At 67.6% G+C, this 17,430-nt stretch carries 20 protein-coding genes and 1 pseudogene; all 21 read right to left on the bottom strand.

Annotated elements, in window-relative coordinates; all coding sequences use genetic code 11:
* Window positions 1–73: 73 nt before the first annotated feature.
* Window positions 74–757, bottom strand: a complete 684-nt coding sequence (gene trbF, locus GXW71_RS11125) for a conjugal transfer protein TrbF (protein ID WP_211852575.1) — start codon at window positions 755–757, stop codon at window positions 74–76.
* Window positions 757–2,121: a P-type conjugative transfer protein TrbL gene (trbL, locus tag GXW71_RS11120; protein WP_211852574.1), complete on the bottom strand. Its 1,365-nt coding sequence runs from the start codon at window positions 2,119–2,121 to the stop codon at window positions 757–759. The genes trbF and trbL overlap by 1 nt, the downstream gene beginning before the upstream one ends.
* Window positions 2,122–2,125: 4 nt before the next feature.
* Entirely contained in the window at window positions 2,126–2,485 is a 360-nt protein-coding gene (gene trbK-alt / locus GXW71_RS11115) for a putative entry exclusion protein TrbK-alt (RefSeq protein ID WP_211852573.1), read from the bottom strand.
* Between the two features lie 10 nt (window positions 2,486–2,495).
* On the bottom strand, window positions 2,496–3,269 hold the full coding sequence (gene trbJ, locus GXW71_RS11110) for a P-type conjugative transfer protein TrbJ (protein ID WP_211852572.1): 774 nt from the start codon (window positions 3,267–3,269) through the stop codon (window positions 2,496–2,498).
* On the bottom strand, window positions 3,266–5,722 hold the full coding sequence (trbE, locus tag GXW71_RS11105) for a conjugal transfer protein TrbE (RefSeq protein WP_211852571.1): 2,457 nt from the start codon (window positions 5,720–5,722) through the stop codon (window positions 3,266–3,268). The genes trbJ and trbE overlap by 4 nt, the downstream gene beginning before the upstream one ends.
* Before the next feature lie 12 nt (window positions 5,723–5,734).
* On the bottom strand, window positions 5,735–6,016 hold the full coding sequence (locus tag GXW71_RS11100; RefSeq protein ID WP_211852570.1) for a VirB3 family type IV secretion system protein: 282 nt from the start codon (window positions 6,014–6,016) through the stop codon (window positions 5,735–5,737).
* Complete coding sequence (locus GXW71_RS11095; RefSeq protein WP_211852569.1) at window positions 6,016–6,348, bottom strand: TrbC/VirB2 family protein; 333 nt, start codon at window positions 6,346–6,348, stop codon at window positions 6,016–6,018. The genes GXW71_RS11100 and GXW71_RS11095 overlap by 1 nt, the downstream gene beginning before the upstream one ends.
* On the bottom strand, window positions 6,345–7,280 hold the full coding sequence (gene trbB / locus GXW71_RS11090; RefSeq protein WP_246526483.1) for a P-type conjugative transfer ATPase TrbB: 936 nt from the start codon (window positions 7,278–7,280) through the stop codon (window positions 6,345–6,347). Before trbB ends, GXW71_RS11095 begins: the two co-directional genes overlap by 4 nt.
* A 217-nt stretch (window positions 7,281–7,497) precedes the next feature.
* Window positions 7,498–7,932 (bottom strand): CopG family transcriptional regulator, encoded by a 435-nt coding sequence (locus GXW71_RS11085; RefSeq protein ID WP_211852567.1) that lies wholly within the window; start codon window positions 7,930–7,932, stop codon window positions 7,498–7,500.
* Between the two features lie 10 nt (window positions 7,933–7,942).
* A complete protein-coding gene (locus GXW71_RS11080; RefSeq protein WP_211852566.1) occupies window positions 7,943–9,928 on the bottom strand; it encodes a conjugal transfer protein TraG in 1,986 nt (661 codons plus the stop codon).
* A 21-nt stretch (window positions 9,929–9,949) separates the two neighbouring features.
* Window positions 9,950–11,689 carry a relaxase/mobilization nuclease domain-containing protein gene (locus tag GXW71_RS11075; RefSeq protein ID WP_211852565.1) on the bottom strand — a complete coding sequence of 580 codons (1,740 nt, stop codon included), beginning with the start codon at window positions 11,687–11,689 and terminating at the stop codon, window positions 9,950–9,952.
* 244 nt (window positions 11,690–11,933) lie between these two features.
* Window positions 11,934–12,698 carry a lytic transglycosylase domain-containing protein gene (locus tag GXW71_RS11070; RefSeq protein WP_211852564.1) on the bottom strand — a complete coding sequence of 255 codons (765 nt, stop codon included), beginning with the start codon at window positions 12,696–12,698 and terminating at the stop codon, window positions 11,934–11,936.
* Window positions 12,699–12,701: 3 nt separating this feature from the next.
* The gene (locus GXW71_RS11065) at window positions 12,702–13,040 is read right to left on the bottom strand and encodes a DUF736 domain-containing protein (protein WP_211852563.1); all 339 of its coding nucleotides are present in this window, start codon (window positions 13,038–13,040) and stop codon (window positions 12,702–12,704) included.
* A 46-nt stretch (window positions 13,041–13,086) separates the two neighbouring features.
* On the bottom strand, window positions 13,087–13,632 hold the full coding sequence (locus GXW71_RS11060; protein ID WP_211852562.1) for a S26 family signal peptidase: 546 nt from the start codon (window positions 13,630–13,632) through the stop codon (window positions 13,087–13,089).
* A complete protein-coding gene (locus GXW71_RS11055) occupies window positions 13,629–14,147 on the bottom strand; it encodes a DUF2840 domain-containing protein (RefSeq protein WP_211852561.1) in 519 nt (172 codons plus the stop codon). Before GXW71_RS11055 ends, GXW71_RS11060 begins: the two co-directional genes overlap by 4 nt.
* Window positions 14,144–14,398: a ribbon-helix-helix protein gene (locus GXW71_RS11050; protein WP_211852560.1), complete on the bottom strand. Its 255-nt coding sequence runs from the start codon at window positions 14,396–14,398 to the stop codon at window positions 14,144–14,146. The genes GXW71_RS11055 and GXW71_RS11050 overlap by 4 nt, the downstream gene beginning before the upstream one ends.
* Entirely contained in the window at window positions 14,395–15,033 is a 639-nt protein-coding gene (gene parA / locus GXW71_RS11045; RefSeq protein ID WP_211852559.1) for a ParA family partition ATPase, read from the bottom strand. The genes GXW71_RS11050 and parA overlap by 4 nt, the downstream gene beginning before the upstream one ends.
* A 211-nt stretch (window positions 15,034–15,244) precedes the next feature.
* Window positions 15,245–16,132, bottom strand: a complete 888-nt coding sequence (locus GXW71_RS11040; protein ID WP_211852558.1) for a replication initiator protein A — start codon at window positions 16,130–16,132, stop codon at window positions 15,245–15,247.
* 12 nt (window positions 16,133–16,144) lie between these two features.
* Window positions 16,145–16,426: a helix-turn-helix transcriptional regulator gene (locus tag GXW71_RS11035; protein ID WP_211852557.1), complete on the bottom strand. Its 282-nt coding sequence runs from the start codon at window positions 16,424–16,426 to the stop codon at window positions 16,145–16,147.
* Window positions 16,427–16,552: 126 nt separating this feature from the next.
* Complete coding sequence (locus GXW71_RS11030; protein WP_211852556.1) at window positions 16,553–17,152, bottom strand: DUF2285 domain-containing protein; 600 nt, start codon at window positions 17,150–17,152, stop codon at window positions 16,553–16,555.
* Between the two features lie 31 nt (window positions 17,153–17,183).
* Window positions 17,184–17,318: pseudogene (locus GXW71_RS35435) on the bottom strand (transcriptional regulator domain-containing protein); the annotation flags it as partial.
* Window positions 17,319–17,430 lie beyond the last annotated feature (112 nt).

The following is a 17,430-nucleotide window of genomic DNA, read 5'->3' as shown; positions in this document are numbered from 1 at the left end:
AATGCGCCTCTGCGCAATGTCGGGACGGCGGAAAAGTGCGAAGCCGGGTTTCCGGCTTTACGGAAAGACGGCTTCATTGACCAAGCTCCCGTGACCAGTTGATGGCGTTGACGTAGATGCCGAGCGGGTTCGCCCTGAGCCGGTCGGCGTTGCGCGGGACCTGCACCACGATCGTAAGGATCGCGGTCCAGCGCTCGGTCGTGGCGAGCTGCCCGTTCTCGTAGCGGCGCTCGACCCAGGCGACACGGAAGCTGTCCGGAGAGGCGCGGATGACGCTGGAGACCTCGACGGCGACCTGCTGGCGGCCGACCTTGGTGAAGGGGTCGTTGGCCCGCGCATAGTCGTTGAGCGCCGCCGCGCCACGGTCGGTCGTGAAGTCGTAGGCGCGCAGCCAGTTCTGCCGCACGATGATGGCGTCGGCCGGAATCGAGCGGACCTGCTCGATGAAGCGCGCCAGGTGGAAGGCGACCTGCGGGTCGGTCGGGCGATAGTCGGCGACGGCGGGCGCCACGGCCTGCGCTTGGCCGAGCCGGTCGACCTGCACCACCCAAGGCACGATCGTCCCGCGCGCCGACTGCCAGACCAGGGCGGCTGCGAAGCCCGCCGACAGGATCAGCGACCCGAAGGCCATCAGCCGCCAGTTCTTCGCCTGAACACGGGAGGCGCCGATACGCTCGTCCCAGACCTGTGCAGCGCGTTGATAGGGCGTTTCGGGTTCGGTGACTTTGCCATAGTGAGTGGAGGGTCGTTTGAACATCAGCGGTCGCCTTCGGAGAGATTGACGGAGGAGCCGCCGCCATGGGCATCACCGGACCGGACAGCATGCGCGGTGGCCTGGACGGCGTGGGTCATGCGTTGCGTACGGCGCATGCGCTTCGCCCATTCGGGTGGCCCGCCGGCCGGCGCGGGGTTGGGTGCGCCGGCGTCGTCTGCGGCCGCCTCACCGCCGGTCGTGCCCATCGTCGAGGAGCCGCCCGTCGCTTCGAACGCGGCCTTGCCGCCCGCCTCGAAGCTCGATCGCATGCTCTCGGCAGCGCGCGAGGCGGCGCGACGGAGCGGCGAGGTGGCGGCGCTACCGCCCGCGCGGGCCACACCTCCAAGGCCCGACGCCACGCCAGCCGCGCCCGACTGCCCGGCTGCGCCGAGGCTGTAAGCGGTGGAGGCTCCGCCGGCGACCGCCGCACCGCCGCGGGCAGCGGCGGCAGCGCCACCGGCAAGTGCGGCGCCGCCGGACGCGACCGCGCCAACCGCTCCGACGCCGGCGGCGATCATGCCGCCTGCCGCCATACCCGTGCCGACGGCCGCACCCGCGCTGAGCTGCGGGCCGCCAGAGACGAGACCGTTGGCGATGCCAGGGCCGAAGATGCCAAGGCCGAGGAGCGAGAGCGCGGCGAGCACGATCGCCATGGCTTGGTCGATTGACGGCGTTGCGCCGCCGAAGCCCGCGGTGAACTCGGAAAACAGCGTCGAGCCGATGCCGATAATGACGGCGAGGACGAGCACCTTGATGCCCGAGGAGATGACGTTGCCCAGCACCCGCTCGGCCATGAAGGCGGACTTGCCGAACAGGCCGAACGGAATGAGCACGAAGCCGGCGAGCGTCGTCAGCTTGAATTCGATGAGCGTAACGAAGAGCTGGATGGCGAGGATGAAGAAGGCGAGCAGCACCAGCGCCCAGGCGAGGAACATGCAGGCGATTTGGATGAAGTTCTCGAAGAAGGACCAGTAGCCCATCAGGCCGGAGATCGAATCCAGGAGCGGGCGGCCAGCGTCGAGGCCAGTTTGCGCCACCTTGCCCGGGCGAAGCAGGTCGGCGGTGGTGAAGCCGGTGCCGCTGGCCTTGAGGCCGAGGCCGGCAAAGCTCTCGAAGACGATGCGAGCGAGGTTATTCCAGTTGCCGATGATGTAGGCGAACACGCCGACGAACAGCGTCTTCTTCACCAGCCGCGCGATGATGTCGTCGTCCGCTCCCCAAGACCAGAACAGCGCGGCGAGCGTCACATCGATCACGATCAGCGTCGTGGCGATGAACGCGACTTCGCCGCCGAGCAGGCCGAAGCCGGAATCGATGTAGCGGGTGAAGACCTCGAGGAAATGGTCGATGACGCCGGTGTTGCCCATGACTCTACCGCGTCTCGGTCGGCGGGACCGGAGCTGGCTCGGCGGGGGCCGCTGCTTCCGCTGGCGGATGCGGAGCCGGCGCGGCGTCCGGCAGGCGTTCGGCGGGGCGAGCGTCGGGGGCGAGAAAGCGACGCCGGTTCTCCGCCCAGGCCCGCAGGCAGGCCGCGTCGCGCGGCCCGGCCTCGCCGAGGGCTTGGCAGCGGAACAGCTCGTCGCGCAACGGGTCGAACGGAGCCGTGTTCGGCCGTGACGAAGCCCAGCTCTCCGCCGGCTCCTCTTTCCGGGTTATCTCGATCGCGGTCGCAGTGATCGCGACCCCAGCGAACACCACGGCCCCGAGGCGCGCGAGCATCTTGCCGTCCATCGGCGCGCCCTCAATTGCCGCTGTTGGAGAACATGCGGGCGTTGCCAGCCTGATAGCCGGAGCCCGGCGTCAGGAAGCGGCGGCGTTGCTCGCGACCCTGTTCAGCGGCCGCGGCGCGCTCCGCATCGGCTAGCGCCTGCGCGCGGCCATTGGCGGAGACAACGGCGGTGAGATCAGCAAGCTGCTGCGCCTGAAGCGCGAGGAGCTGGTTGCCGGCCTGCATCGCCTGCAGCGCGCCGGGCGCGCCCTGGCTCTGGCCGACCAGCGCCGACATTTGGGTGCGGTTGGTGTCGATGTTGCCGATCACGCCGGCCTGGACGCGCATCGCGTCCTGAAGCCCGCCAACCGTGTTCTGCCAACGCTCGCGCGCCTGGGTGACGAGTTGTTGATCGGAGGCCGACATCGACGCGTTGCCGTAGGTGGTCTGGAACGCCTGATCGATGTTCTGGACGTCATAGGCGATGCGCTGCGCTTGGCTCAGAAGCTGCTGGGTGCGCTGGACCGATTGCTGGAGCTGCTGGAGTGAGGAATAGGGCAGGCTTGCGAGATTGCGCGCCTGGTTGATCAGCATTGTCGCTTCGTTCTGCAACGAAGTGATCTGGTTGTTGATCTGCTGAAGCGCTCGGGCGGCCGACAGGACGTTCTGAACGTAGTTGGTCGGGTCATAAACGATCCACTGCGCCGCGGCCGGGGTGCTGAGGATCGGCGACAGCGCCACCGGCGTGGCGAGCAGAGCTGCGGCGACGCGCATGGCGCGGGACCGGGAATGAACGGAACGGGTCATGAGCGTACCTCCGGGTCGGTTTGGGGGATGACGTTGGTGAGATCGGCGATGAGATCGGCCGCCCAGGCGAGACGGTTTTCGGCGAGCCATTCACGCAGGAAGCCGTCGGTGCCGCTGCGGGCATGCACCTCTGCAATCAGCGCTTGGTGCTGCTTCGATGAGGCGGCGCAGAGCGCGAGCGCGACGTCCGAGAGCCCCAACTCGAACAGGCGATTGCCGCGTCGTGATTGGCAGTAATAGTCGCGCTTCGGTATGGCGCGGGCGAGGATCTCGATCTGGCGATCGTTCAATCCGAACCGGCGATAGATCGCGGTGATCTGCGGCTCGATCGCGCGTTCGTTCGGCAACAGGATGCGAGTGAGGCAGCTCTCGATGATGGCCGGCGCGATCGCCGAGCCGTCGATGTCCGACAGCGACTGGGTGGCGAAGATCACGCTGGCGTTCTTCTTGCGCAGAGTCTTTAGCCATTCGCGGAGCTGACCCGCGAAGCCCTCGTCATCGAGTGCGAGCCAGCCTTCATCGACGATCAGCAGCGTGGGCCGGCCGTCGAGCCGGTCTTCGATGCGGTGGAAGAGATAGGCGAGGACCGCAGCAGCGGCGCCGGTCCCGATCAAGCCCTCGGTCTCGAACACCTGGATTGAGGCTTCGCCGAGATGCTCGGTTTCGGCGTCGAGCAGCCGGCCGTAGGGGCCGCCGACGCAGAAGGGCTGCATCGCTTGTTTGAGGTCGTTCGACTGGAGCAGAACCGATAGGCCGGTCAGCGTGCGTTCGCCGACCGGCGCTGAGGCGAGCGAGGTGAGCGCCGACCACAGATGCTCCTTTACCTCGGGAGTGATGGTGACGCTCTCGCGCCCGAGGATCGCTGTCAGCCAGTCGGCCGTCCAGGCGCGCTCCGCGACATCGTCGATCCGGGCCAGCGGTTGGAGCGAGACGCTGTCCTCGGCGCCTTCGGTGAACCCGCCGCCGAGATCGTGCCAGTCGCCGCGCATGGCGAGCGCCGCGGCGCGGATCGAGCCGCCGAAATCGAAGGCGAAGACCTGAGACCGCTCGTAGCGGCGGAACTGCAGCGCCATCAGGGCCAGCAGCACGGATTTTCCGGCGCCGGTCGGGCCGACAATCAGCGTGTGACCAACGTCGCCGACGTGAATGGAAAGCCGGAACGGGGTCGAGCCTTCGGTCTTGCCGAAGAGCAGTGGGGGCCCTGCCAGATGCTCGTCCCGCTCCGGTCCCGCCCATACCGCCGACAGCGGGATCATGTGGGCGAGATTGAGCGTGTTGATTGGGGGCTGGCGGACATTGGCGTAGACGTGGCCCGGCAGCGAGCCGAGCCAGGCGTCGACCGCGTTGATGGTCTCGGGCATGGCGGTGAAGTCGCGGCCCTGGATGACCTTCTCGACGAGACGCAGCTTCTCGGCGGCAATGCGCGGATCGTCGTCCCAGACGGTGATCGTCGCCGTGACATAGGCTTGGCCGGCATAGTCCGCGCCGAGCTCCTGCAGCGCCATGTCGGCGTCCGCGGCCTTATTGGCGGCGTCGGTATCGACCAGCACGCTGGCCTCGTTGGTCATCACCTCCTTGAGGATGGCGGCGATCGACTTGCGCTTGGCGAACCATTGCCGGCGGATCTTGGTCAGCAGCTTGATGCCGTCGGTCTTGTCGAGGAGAACGGCCCTGGTCGACCAGCGGTAGGGAAAAGCCAAGCGGTTCAGCTCGTCGAGAATGCCAGGCGTGGTCGCCGTCGGAAAGCCAACGACGGTGAGGATACGCAGATGCGCGTCGCCGAGGCGCGGCTCGAGGCCGCCGGTGAGCGGCTGGTCGGCGAGCAGCGCGTCGAGATACATCGGCGTCTCGGGCACGCGGACGCGATGGCGTTTGGTCGAGACCGTCGAATGCAGGAAGGTCAGCGTCTCAGCGTCATCAAGCCAGGCGCATTCCGGCATGAACGCGTCGATGAGCTGGAGGATGCGATCGGTGCGATCGACGAAGCCGCGCAGGATCTCGTGGGCGTCGATGCCCGCATGATCGCGGCCCTCATAGAGCCAGCTCTCGGCGCGCGCGGCGTCCTCGGCCGGCGGAAGGTAGAGGAAGGTCAGGAAGTAGCTCGACTCGAAATGCGCTCCCGCTTCCTCAAAGTCTGCCTTGCGTTCGGCGTCGACCAGCGCGGAGGCGCTGTCGGCGAACACGCTGGCGGGATAGGTGGCGGCGCCATGCCGCTGCGCCTCGATGAAGATCGCCCAGCCGGAGCCGAGGCGGCGGAAGGCGTTGTTGAGCCGTCCGGCGACCGCGATCAACTCGGCCGGCACGGCGCTGTCGAGGTCGGGGCCGCGAAACCGGGCGGTGCGCTGCAGGCTGCCGTCCTTGTTGAGGACGACGCCTTCGCCGACCAGCGCGACCCAGGGAAGGAAGTCGGCAAGCCGGGTGTTGCGGTTGCGATATTCGGCAAGGTTCATCATGGCCGCGAGCCCTCAAACCGACAGATGCCCGGGAATGCGCAGATGGCGGCGCACCACGTCGACGAACTGCGGATCGCGCTTGGCGGCCCAGACGGCGGCGAAGTGACCGATCGCCCAGAGACCGAGGCCGACCAGCCAGAGGCGCAGGCCTAGGCCGAGCGCCGCCGCCAGCGTCCCGTTCAGAATGGCGATCGAGCGCGGCGCGCCGCCGAGCAGGATGTGCTCGGTCAGCGCGCGATGGACCGGAACCGAGAAGCCCGGCACCTCGCTCGCGGCGTCGACCGAGGTCGCCATTAGACCAGCGCTCCGCCGCCGAACGAGAAGAAGGACAGGAAGAAGCTCGACGCGGCGAAGGCGATCGACAGGCCGAAGACGATCTGGATCAGGCGCCGAAAGCCGCCCGAGGTGTCGCCGAAGGCGAGCGTGAGCCCGGTCACGATGATGATGATCACAGCGACGATCTTGGCCACCGGCCCCTCGATCGACTGCAGGATCTGCTGCAGCGGCTGCTCCCAAGGCATCGACGAACCGGACGCATGGGCCGCCGGCGCGAGCGCAAGGGTTAGGAAGGTGACGGACGCCGCCGTCGCGACGTGACGGCGGATGGCTATGGCGCGATGGATCATAACAGATCTCCTGTGAGGGGCTGGCGGGCGGGAAGGACGCGATAATCGCCGTCGGGACCGAGCCCTTCGACGCGGGCGAGCTCGGCGAGTCGGCGCGACGCGCCGCGGCCGGAGAGCACGGCGACGAGGTCGATCGTCTCGGCGATAAGGGCGCGCGGGACGGTGACGACAGCTTCCTGGATGAGCTGCTCGAGGCGGCGCAGCGCACCGATCGCGGTGCCGGCATGGATGGTGCCGATGCCGCCGGGGTGACCGGTGCCCCACGCTTTCAGAAGGTCGAGAGCCTCGGCGCCGCGTACCTCGCCGATCGGGATGCGATCAGGGCGGAGGCGCAGGGAAGATCGGACGAGTTCGGACAGCGAAACCACGCCATCCTTCGTCCGCATGGCGACGAGGTTCGGGGCGGCGCATTGGAGCTCGCGCGTGTCTTCGATCAGGACCACGCGATCGGACGTCTTTGACACCTCGGCAAGCAGTGCGTTGGTGAGCGTGGTCTTGCCGGTCGACGTGCCGCCGGCGACCAGGATATTGCGACGCTCGGCGACGGCGACCCGCAGCGCTTCAGCCTGGGCGGCCGCCATGATGCCGGCCGCGACATAGTCATCGAGCGTGAACACGGCGACGGCGGGTTTGCGGATGGCGAAAGCCGGTGCGGCAACGACCGGCGGAAGCAGCCCCTCGAACCGCTCCCCTGTTTCGGGCAACTCGGCGGAGACGCGCGGGCTGCCTGGATGCACCTCGGCGCCGACATGGTGCGCGACGAGGCGAACGATGCGTTCGCCATCGGCTGGCGACAGCCGTTCACCCGTGTCGGAGAGTCCCTCGGAAAGGCGGTCGATCCAGAGCCGCCCATCGGGGTTGAGCATCACCTCGACGATCGCGGGATCTTCCAGAAATTGGGCGATCGCCGGCCCGAGGGCCGTGCGCAGCATGCGTGCGCCGCGAAGGATCGCCTCCGATTTCTGGTGAGTGGCCGCCACGTCGCCCCCGTTCTCGTGCGGGCCCGCGAAGTGCGGCCCTGGATCGGGGATGAGTAGAAGAGGCAGAAATCAGGGCATGACAACAACCGAAATGTGGTCGGCGTACTGTGGCGTACAAAGACAGGGAAACGGCGGAACCACTCTATACTTGTGATATCCTTTCAGACGATTATTCCGCGACGCGCGCGGAATCGATGTCTTCCGAAATTTCCTGCCTGAGCTTCGGCCCGCTTGCGAGTCGACGACCCAGAGCCGCGATGAACGCCTCGTACCGCTCGCCGGCTTTCGCACGAGCAGCCTGAGCCGCGGGCTCGGGCAACGCCGGCGTCGTGGTCAGCCAGAAGCGCACGAAGATCGCCAGCGTCTCGACGGAGATACCGACGTCGCGCTCCACGCGGGTCATGCGCCGGTCGATCTGGTCGAGGCGCTTGGTGATCGACGCCTCCTGACGTTCCGCAGCGTCGGGCGACAGGAAGGATGCAATGCCGGCCTCTGCGATCAGTGACAGCGAGTGGCCACGGCGGGCCGCGTGCGCAGCGAGAGCTTTCATGACATCGGGCTCGAGATAGACGGAGAGCCGCTGCTTCTTCGGGGATTTCGTCATCGCGGCTCTCCTAAAGCTCGATGCCGTCGCCGGGATCGAGCGAGGCCTGACGCGCGACCTGCCGCATCGTGTCCCGCATGCGGCTGGTGCGGGCGACGTCTTCGTCGGTGTCGTCGGCCGGATCGATCTCGAACTCGTTCTCGATCGGCGCCTTCTTCTCGATCGGCTGCACGCGGTTCAACTCGGGCTGGCGGCGACGCTCGGATTCGGTGGTGTCCTCGTCATCTGGGCTGGCTGCCGGCGCCGCCGACAGGATCTCCGGCATGCGCGGCAGGGCCAGATTGCTCCAGTCGTCTGTCGACGCCTGTTTCGGTTTGGCGTGCGCGGGCGGCGGAAGGATCCGCTCCTGGAATCGGCGGTCCTCATAGTAGCGCGCCTTCTTCGCGCGGATCGGCGGCGTGCCGGCGACCATGACGATTTCGTCGGACGGCGGGAGCTGCATGATCTCGCCGGGCGTGAGCAGTTGGCGGGCCGTCTCCGAACGCGACACCATCATGTGGCCGAGCCACGGGGAGAGCCGGTGACCGGCATAGTTCTTCATCGCCTTCATCTCGGTGGCGGTGCCGAGCGCGTCCGAGACGCGCTTGGCGGTGCGCTCGTCGTTGGTGGCGAAGCTCACCCGCACATGGCAGTTGTCGAGGATCGAATTGTTCGGCCCATAGGCCTTCTCGATCTGGTTGAGCGACTGGGCGATCAGGAAGCTTTTGAGGCCATAGCCGGCCATGAACGCCAGAGCGCTTTCGAAAAAGTCGAGCCGGCCGAGCGCCGGGAATTCGTCCAGCATGAGGAGCAGCCGATGCCGGCCGCCCTTCGCCCGTAGGTCCTCAGTGAGGCGCCGCCCGATCTGGTTGAGGATGAGGCGCATCAGCGGCTTGGTGCGGTTGATGTCGGACGGTGGCACCACGAGGTAGAGCGTGGCCGGGTGCTTGGCTCCCACAATGTCGGCGATACGCCAGTCGCAGCGCCTCGTGACCTCGGCGACGACGGGATCGCGATAGAGGCCGAGGAACGACATGGCGGTCGACAGCACGCCGGACCGTTCGTTGTCCGATTTGTTGAGCAGCTCGCGCGCGGCGCTGGCGATCACGGGGTGCGGCCCGGCTTCGCCGAGATGCGCGGTCTTCATCATGGCGGCCAGGGTCGACTCGATCGGCCGTTTCGGATCGGAGAGGAAGGCGGCGACGCCGGCCAGCGTCTTGTCGGCCTCGGCATAGAGGACATGGAGGATCGCGCCGACCAGCAGCGCGTGACTGGTTTTTTCCCAGTGATTGCGCTTCTCGAGGCTCCCCTCGGGGTCGACCAGAATGTCAGCGATGTTCTGAACGTCGCGGACCTCCCATTCCCCTTTGCGGACCTCCAGCAGCGGATTGTAGGCGGCGGACTTCGGATTGGTCGGATCGAACAGCAGCACGCGCCCGTGCCGCGATCGGAAGCCCGCTGTCAGCGTCCAGTTCTCGCCCTTGATGTCATGAACGATCGCCGAGCCCGGCCAGGTCAGCAGCGAGGGCACGACGAGGCCAACGCCCTTGCCGGAGCGGGTCGGCGCGAAGCACAGCACATGCTCTGGCCCATCATGGCGCAGATAATCGCGATCGAGCTTGCCGAGCACGACACCGTCAGCGCCGAGCAAGCCGGCCGCTCGAACTTCCTCAGCCCGAGCCCAGCGCGCCGATCCATAGGTTTCGACATTCTTCGCTTCACGTGCCCGCCAGACCGACATGCCGATGGCCACGGCGATCGAGATGAAGCCGCCCGACGCCGCGATGTAGGCGCCCTCGACGAAGATTGGTGGCGCATAGGCGTCGTAGAAGTACCACCAGGGGAAGAAGCACCACGGATAATAGATCGGCCAGCCGGCCAGCTCGAACCACGCCGGCCCGAGCTGTGCCTGGAAGCCGAGACGCCACGCCGTCCACTCTGTCGCCGCCCAGGTCGTGAAGAGCACGATCATGATGACGGTGAGGATCTGGCCCCAGAGGATTTTGGTCGCTGACATGGCGGGGTCCTTTCCTGCGGGCTACAGTCCGAGGCCGCGCTTGCGGCCAAAACTCCAGTCGACCGCGCCATCGCCGCGGGCGACGCCGGAGACGTGCTGGCCAAGGTGCTTTTCGAGCGAGGGCGACCAGGGCACGAGCTGGAAGCCGAGACCGTCGTCGATCATCGCGAAGCGGCCGGAAGCGAGGGCGATGCGCTGCCGATAGGCGCCGGCGACATATTCCCCGATCCCGGCCTTGGTGAAGGGACGCCCGGTCTCGGCTGCAAGCTTTTCGCCCAGCGCCTCGACCTCACGCTGACGCAGCGTGTCGATGAGGTTGCGAGAGAAGATGACGCTGCGGCCATGGCGCTCAGCCAGACGCTGCTCAATCAGATGTTCGGCGCGGCGGTCCATCGCGTCCCGCACCTCGGCGCCGAACCCGCCACCGCCAAGGGCCACGGGCTCGCGGGCGATCGCCTGCCGGTCGAGCCAGGTCGCGCCGGTCGCGGTGACCTGGGCAGAAATGTCGAGATCGGAGCGCACGGCGAGTGCGACGCGCCGCTGGCCTTTCGCATCATCGAACTTGCGCAGCTCGACGATCGAACCCGGCGCGCTGTCACCGGCGGCCTCGAGATCGGGCAGCTTGATGTGATGGGTGCGGCCGTCCACACCATCGACCACGGCGAAGGCCGTGCCCTTGAGCTCGTCGTCGAGGCCTCGTGTCACCAGCCGGCCGACGACGGGGTCGTTCAGGCTTTCGCTGGCGAGCACATAGCCCGCCGCGCCGCGCTCGATCCCACGGTCGGTCAGCGCGCGATGCATGCGCTTGATGATGTCGCCGCGCTCGCCGAGCTCGCGCAGGGTCGCCTCCGCCTTCTCGGAGATCGTCCATTGGCCGGGCCCGACCTGGTCGGCGAGTCCCATCGTTTCCAGCTTGCGCAGGCGCCCGACCTTCAGGGCGTGGAATTCGTCGGGCTGTCGATCGGGCTGCGGGGCGAGATCAACGACCCCGGTTCTGTAAGCGTCGCGCGTGAGCTGGCGATCGAGATGGGTCCAGCGCTCGGACTCGACCTGGCGCTCGAGGGTGCGACGGATCTCTTGGTCAGTGCGCGGTCCGAGCTCCTGGGTGATGAGGTCGCGCGCGCGGTCGCGCATGCCCTCCTTGATGTAGTCGCGGGAGATGACGAGGTTCTCGCCATCGTCGCGGACGCCGCGCACGATCAGATGGACATGAGGATGCTCGGTGTTCCAGTGATCGACCGCCACCCAGTCGAGCCGGGTGCCGAGATCCTTCTCCATCTGGCCGACCAGCTCTCGGGCGAATCCCTTGAGGTCGGCCATCTCCAGCGCGTCGTCGGGCGAGACGATGAAGCGGAAATGATGCCGGTCATCCTCGCACCGCTCCGCGAACGCCTTGGGATCGGCATCATCGCCGCCGGGGCCGAACAGCCGGGCCTTCTCTCCATCCCGGGTCACGCCCTCTCGACGCAGATAGTTGAGGTGCGTGCCGAGCGGCGCGTTGCGTCCGCCGTGGCGCACGACGCGGGCCTTAACGACGGCTCCGCGCGAACGGGCGGTTAGGACCCGGTTGGCCTGCACCGCCGCGCGCTGGCCGCGGCCGAAGCGCGAGCGGTTGCCAGGACCGATCCTTCCTGGCTGGGAGACGGCGCCGCCGGCCTTCTGGGCGGCGGCGAGCGCCTGCGCGATGAAGGGTCGGACCTGTTGCGCGCGGGTCGAGCGGATGCGGCCTGGCCGAATGCGGAAATCGTCCTCGGCGCTCATGGCCGCTGCTCCGCACATCGCGCAAAGCCGAGGAAATCATTGGGAAAGCGCCGTGCGCGCAGGCTGTGCCGATCAGGCGCACCTCGCGCAAACGGGCCATAACCCGTTGAAAAAGCACAACCGCACAGAGCCGCACGTCGCGGCCCTTTATCCTGCCATCGTGCGGTTGTGGTGCCTGCGCTGCCCCGCTCTCCGGTCAATCCTACGCCAGAGCCCGACAACGCCGCATGGAGTGCGAAAGCGCTCATCGCGGCCCCGCACTGGCTGCGCGCGCCACGAAGAGCCCGTCAGATGGTGGTGACGACGGCGTGCGATCGCGCTCGGATGCGTGCGGTGACGGTGCGGTCGGATCGTGCGCGCTCGGCCGCTGATCTGCAGTCGCGCTGCTGTCGGCCTGCGCGATGAAGAGCGGCGCACGCGTCCAGGCGAGCGGATCGGCGGCCGCCACCGTGACGGAGGCGGCGACATCGCCGCTGCCGATCATCGGTGCGAGGACGGCAACATAGGCGCGCGTTTCGTCCGGCAACGGGCGGCCGCTGTCGCGATATTCCTCATAGCGGCTGGGACCGGCATTGTACGCCGCCAGGAAACCCGGCGAGCCGTAGCGGTCGTGCATTTCGCGCAGATAGGCGGCGCCCGCCAGGATGTTATCGCGCGGATCATAGGGATCGTTGCCGAGACCGTGGCGGGCACTCAGATCCGTCCAGGTCGCGGGCATGATCTGCATCAGGCCGATCGCGCCCTTGGTCGAGATCGCGCGCACATTGCCGCGGCTCTCGACACGCATGACGGCTCGGATCCAAGCCTCCGGAATACCGAAGCGCCGCGCGGCTTCGGCGATCTGGCCGGCGTAGGGATCGGCGGGAGACGGGCGCGCGGTCGGCGCATCCTGTGCCTGGGCGAGGGCCGCCGCCGGTATCACGAGAGTGAGGCCGGAAAGGAGAAGGAGCGCAGTGGGCCGGACGATGGTGAACCGTCCGGCGGCAGTGCGATGGCGACGGGCCGGCATCGCTCAGTCCCGCTCGCTGCGCTTGGGCGGGCGGGTCCAGTGCAGGCCCCAGGCGGATTTGTCGTCGGCCGACTGGAACAGGTTGGCGCGGATCGGATGACTGAGCGTTGGATCGTCGAGCTGCAGCGAGACGTAATCGCCAGCCTTCTCGCCGGTCCGTTTCCAGCCGGCCCCGACCTCCGGGCCATCGTCGTCAGACCCGAGATGGACGCGATAGTCGGGAGCGTTCTCGGCATCGGAGTGCTCGGCGGGCACGAGCACCAGCTCGGCGTCGAGGCCAAGCGTTCTGATGCGCCCGGCATAGCCCGTCTTGGTGCGGCTAAATTGACCGATCAGGGACATGATTTGCCTCCGTAGGATTGCGGCGAGGAAGGGCATGGGCGCGCCGTCACCGCGTCGGCGCGCGCCAGACGAAGCGGCCATCGCCGTCCTCGTCGGTGTAGAGAGGGGTCGCCCTGCCGATCACAGCGGAGGCGGGTAGCGGCCCGACGTAGCGGCCGTCGAGGCTGTCGCGGACCTGCCAGTTCATCAGGAACAGTTCGCCTTCGGCGACGACGCGGCACCCCTGCCAAATCGGCAGCGGATTGCCACGGCGATCATGCTCGAGCGCTTCACCCATCGGCACGGCGTCGACGGTGATGGCGACGCCCGTCCGGCAGACGCGCTGCCCGGGAAGGGCTGCGATGCGCTTCATCAGCGGTACGCCGCGTGGCAGGTAGCCGCCCTCGGCGAGGAAGCTCGCCAGCGGCTCGGGCGCGCGGACGGCGACCAGATCGGTGACCTCCGAGGAGCGCTCGGGCTCGATCGCATAGAGGCCGATCGGCGTGCTCGCCGACGCGTTCCAGATCAGCTTCGGCGTGAAGGAGACGAGCGACAGGACACCCAGCAGCGACACGGCGGCGGTCGTGGTGATGGCGTAGCCGAGCCGGGTCATGCGTCGATCTCCCGGCGCAGGAGGAAGGCCCGATGGCGCTGCATCGTGTACGCGCGCGGCGTCTCGCCGGCGGCCAGGCGGTTGTGGACGTGCCGCCAATGATCGGGCGAGACCTCCGCTGGATCGATGCCGATCGCCTCGATCGCATCGATGAGCTGGAGCACGCGGTCGACCTTCGGCCATCCGCCGACGCGCAGCAGGATGTCACCGCCGGGCGTCACCGTCGGGATCGTCTGGCAGAACGCGCCGCAAGGAACGGCGCGCAGGATGTCAAGTCGCGAGAGCACGGTGCCGTGCTCGTTCGCGGCCCAGCGTACGAGCGCGAAGATGCTGCCGGGAGGGAAGAAGAGGATGCGGCGGCGGCGATCGAGATCCTGTTCGCAAACCTCGCGGCCGAAGCGGATCCAGTGCTCGATCTGCTTCTCGATCCAGACGAGTTCGACCTGGGTGAGATCGTCTGGCGGCGCGGCGGCGGCGCGGCCGACGCGCGCGGATGCGGCGGCGAGGCCGGTCATGATTCTTCTCCTGATGGGGGCGGGAATTCGCGCTCGAACAGCGCGCGCAGCATGTCCGCAACCGTCTGGCCGCGCTGGAAGGCCGCGATCTTGATCCGGCCGCGCATCTCGGCGGTGACGTCGATCGTCAGCCGGGCCGAGAACTCCTCGGCAGGGTGGACGCGCTGCGCCTGGCGATCGGGCGCCTTGATCCAGCTCTCGGGATCGGCAGGCCGGGACGCGAAGCTGCGCTTCGGGGACCGATCGCTCATCCGCCGATCCTCGCCACTTCGGCCGCCAGCGCGGCGATCTCGCGCGCGCCAGGACAATCCTGATCCTGCTCGGCGGCTAGCCGGCCAGTCTGCACGACGTCGGCGAAGACGATGCGCTGGCCGATGGTGGTCGCAAGCAGCGGCGGATCGTGGTCCGCGAGCGTTTCGGCCGTCTCGCGCGCCAGCACGGTGCGGGCCGCGCAGCGGTTCAGCACGAAGCGGGCAGCGAGCTGAGGGCGATAGATGCGCGCCTCGCCGAGCAAGGTCAGCATCTCGGCCGAGGCCCAGCCATCGAGCGGTGACGGCTGCACGGGGATCAACACCAGGTCGGCGGCAAGGAGCGCCGAGCGCATCAGCCCCGCGACGCGCGGCGGCCCATCGATGACGATGTGGTCGGCGTCGCGGGCGAGCTCCGGCGCTTCGCGATGCAGCGTATCGCGGGCGAGCCCCACGACTCCGAACAGCCGCTCCAACCCCTCCCGGCTGCGCTGCTGCGACCAGTCGAGCGCCGAGCCCTGCGGGTCGGCGTCGATCAGCGTGACGCGCTTGCCACGGCGAGCCCATTCGCCGGCGAGATGCAGTGCGAGCGTGGTCTTGCCAACGCCGCCCTTCTGGTTGAGCAGCGCGACGATCATGGCGCGCTCCTCCTTGCCGGCGGATGGTTATCCGCAGGCGTGGAAAAGCGCGGGTCCGTTAGAAAGATTCCGAAGGAATCTAGGTTAGATAAGTTACGGGGTTCGCAAGCTGCTGATTCAGCGCGACGAATCGGCGATTTCGGTCCCCGATAGCACGAGACTCCGGTCCCCGATGGCACGATAGTGCCGGTCCCTGATAGCACGAGACGATTCACAGCTTATCCCCAGGGCGAGTTGTCGAGCGGCGACGGCGGCGTGGGATGCCGAGCGCGTCGGGATCGGTGGGTACGAAGGACAGGATTTCGGGACCGGCGAGGCACTGCTCGATGGTGAGCCGGTAACCGGGCAGCGGCTGGCGACGGACGATGTCGCGCAGGTCGTAGGCGAAGTGTTTGAGCGGCGAGAGGCTGCCGGACTTGGCGTGGAGGTGCGGGAAGTCGAAGCTCCAGCCGAACTCCTGTTTGCCGCCGTGCTTGCGCACGAGGCGATACAGCCAGCGCTCCAGGCCGCCCGTGAGACCGAAATAGTTTCGGTCGATCGTGAGGACGAGCGCGTCGTCGAGAACGGCGCCGTAGAACCAGTCGGGGACGATCAGCTCCAGGCCGAGCGGACGGCCGCGGTGATCGGCGCGCTCCTTCCATTCGTTGATCCAGGAGAAGCGGTGCATCCGCCGCTCGGTGGGCTGGCGGATCGAGGTCGCGACGGTGGTCGATTGCAGCCGGTCGAGCGCGGCCTTCAGGCGGTCGTAATCGCGCAAGCTGACGCCGCGGCCGATGAAGTTCAGAATCTCATAGGGTGTGGTGGCCATCAGCCGCGACGGCCGCAAACCGACGTCGCGGGCCTCGACGATCTGCGAGGCGGCCCAGATCAGGACGTCTGCATCCCAGATCGTGGCCATGCCATGCTCGGATACGGCCTCGACGCGGATCTTCACCGAGCCCGCCGTGAAGTCGATCGGCGCCAGGCGCTTCGACTTGGCGAGCGAGAAGAACGGATAGGCCATGAGGTCCTGCGCATCGCGGGGCGCAAGATCGCCGGGCAGCGCCCGGAACAGATCGAGCTGCGCGCGCTCGTCGCGATGATGATGGCGGGACGACATGGACGGCCCACCTCAGCGCGGAAAGCGGCCGCCGGCGGTAGCGGGCGAGGGCTGGCGCTTGGCCGGCAGCACAGAGCCGCCGCGAGGATCGGAGGTCGAGGTGACGAGGCCGCGATCCGCCCAGCTCTGCAGGTCCTCGACGGAGTAGACGACGCGACCGCCGAGCTTGCGGTAGATCGGGCCGGTGCCGTAGGTGCGGTGCTTCTCGAGGGTGCGTTCGGAGAGGCCGAGGAAGCGCGCGGCTTCCTGAGTTCTCAGGTAGCGTGGCGGTAGGTTGGCGGCTTTTTCGGCCATGATCGAACCTCCGTGGTCTCGCGGGAGGCCGCTGCGAACGAGCGGCGGGTTGCGAGCACGGTGGCGCGAAGACGGCGCCTCGGACGATGTCGAAGTAAGGCGGCTAAGATCGACACGCTGCGGGTGTCAGCGGTCGCGGCGTGGTCGGCGCAGCAATGTGCGGTAGCCGCCGCGCACGAGCTTCATGCCGTCGCGGGCGAGACGGATGGTGATCTCGCGGATCGGATCGCCGACCCAGGACGCTGTGTCGATCTTGTGTTGGGGAAAGAGATACTCGGCGACGACGCGGTAAATGGCGCCGCTCTGGCGCGCGTCGACCGCGCGCAGCATCTGGCGGGCTCGCTCGCGGCGTTGCGGGGTCATGCGTGGGTCGGGAGGAACACGCCTTCCCGTCACGGCCGCCCAGAACCGTCCGAGAGCGGTGAGGCGGTCTAGTGTGAGCTCGTCCAGCGGGATGACGGCCGCAAGCGGCTCGTTCCCATCAAGCGCGGTCAGGCCGACGTCGTAGCGCTCGCCACGTAGCTGAAGCTGGATCAGCGTGGCATCCCGGTCGAGCCTCGCTTGCCCTCGCAGTTCATCAGCGGTGAGGTGAAAGCCTTCGGACGGCGAGGGGCTGGCTTCGAGCAGGATCGCGGCTGGATCGACTTGCGGGGTCCAGAATATCGGCCGGGCGAGAGCCGTGGATTGCGGGTCGGCTACGAAATCGCAACCCCCATTGCTGCGCAAAGTCCCGAGCTGTCTCGTCCGTCAGTCGGCCGCTGGACAACAGCTGGTAATAGGATTGTCTGTAATCGGGGTTCCGCCGCAGGAATTCCCAGGCGAGCTCGCTGGGCGTCAGATCATCAATATACTCGTAGGCGGCCTCCGACCGCCAATTTTCATCCTCCGACATCCTCCACCGCCTCTGCGTAATGTTGATCCAACGCGAGTTGCGCGGGCGTCACGATTCCAAGTTGAATTTCGGCTGGGAAGAACGAAGTCGGATCAACGTGATGCAGGTTCTG

Source organism: Plastoroseomonas hellenica (assembly GCF_018129085.1).
GTDB lineage: Bacteria > Pseudomonadota > Alphaproteobacteria > Acetobacterales > Acetobacteraceae > Plastoroseomonas > Plastoroseomonas hellenica.
This window is presented reverse-complemented; position numbering and strand designations above follow the sequence as displayed.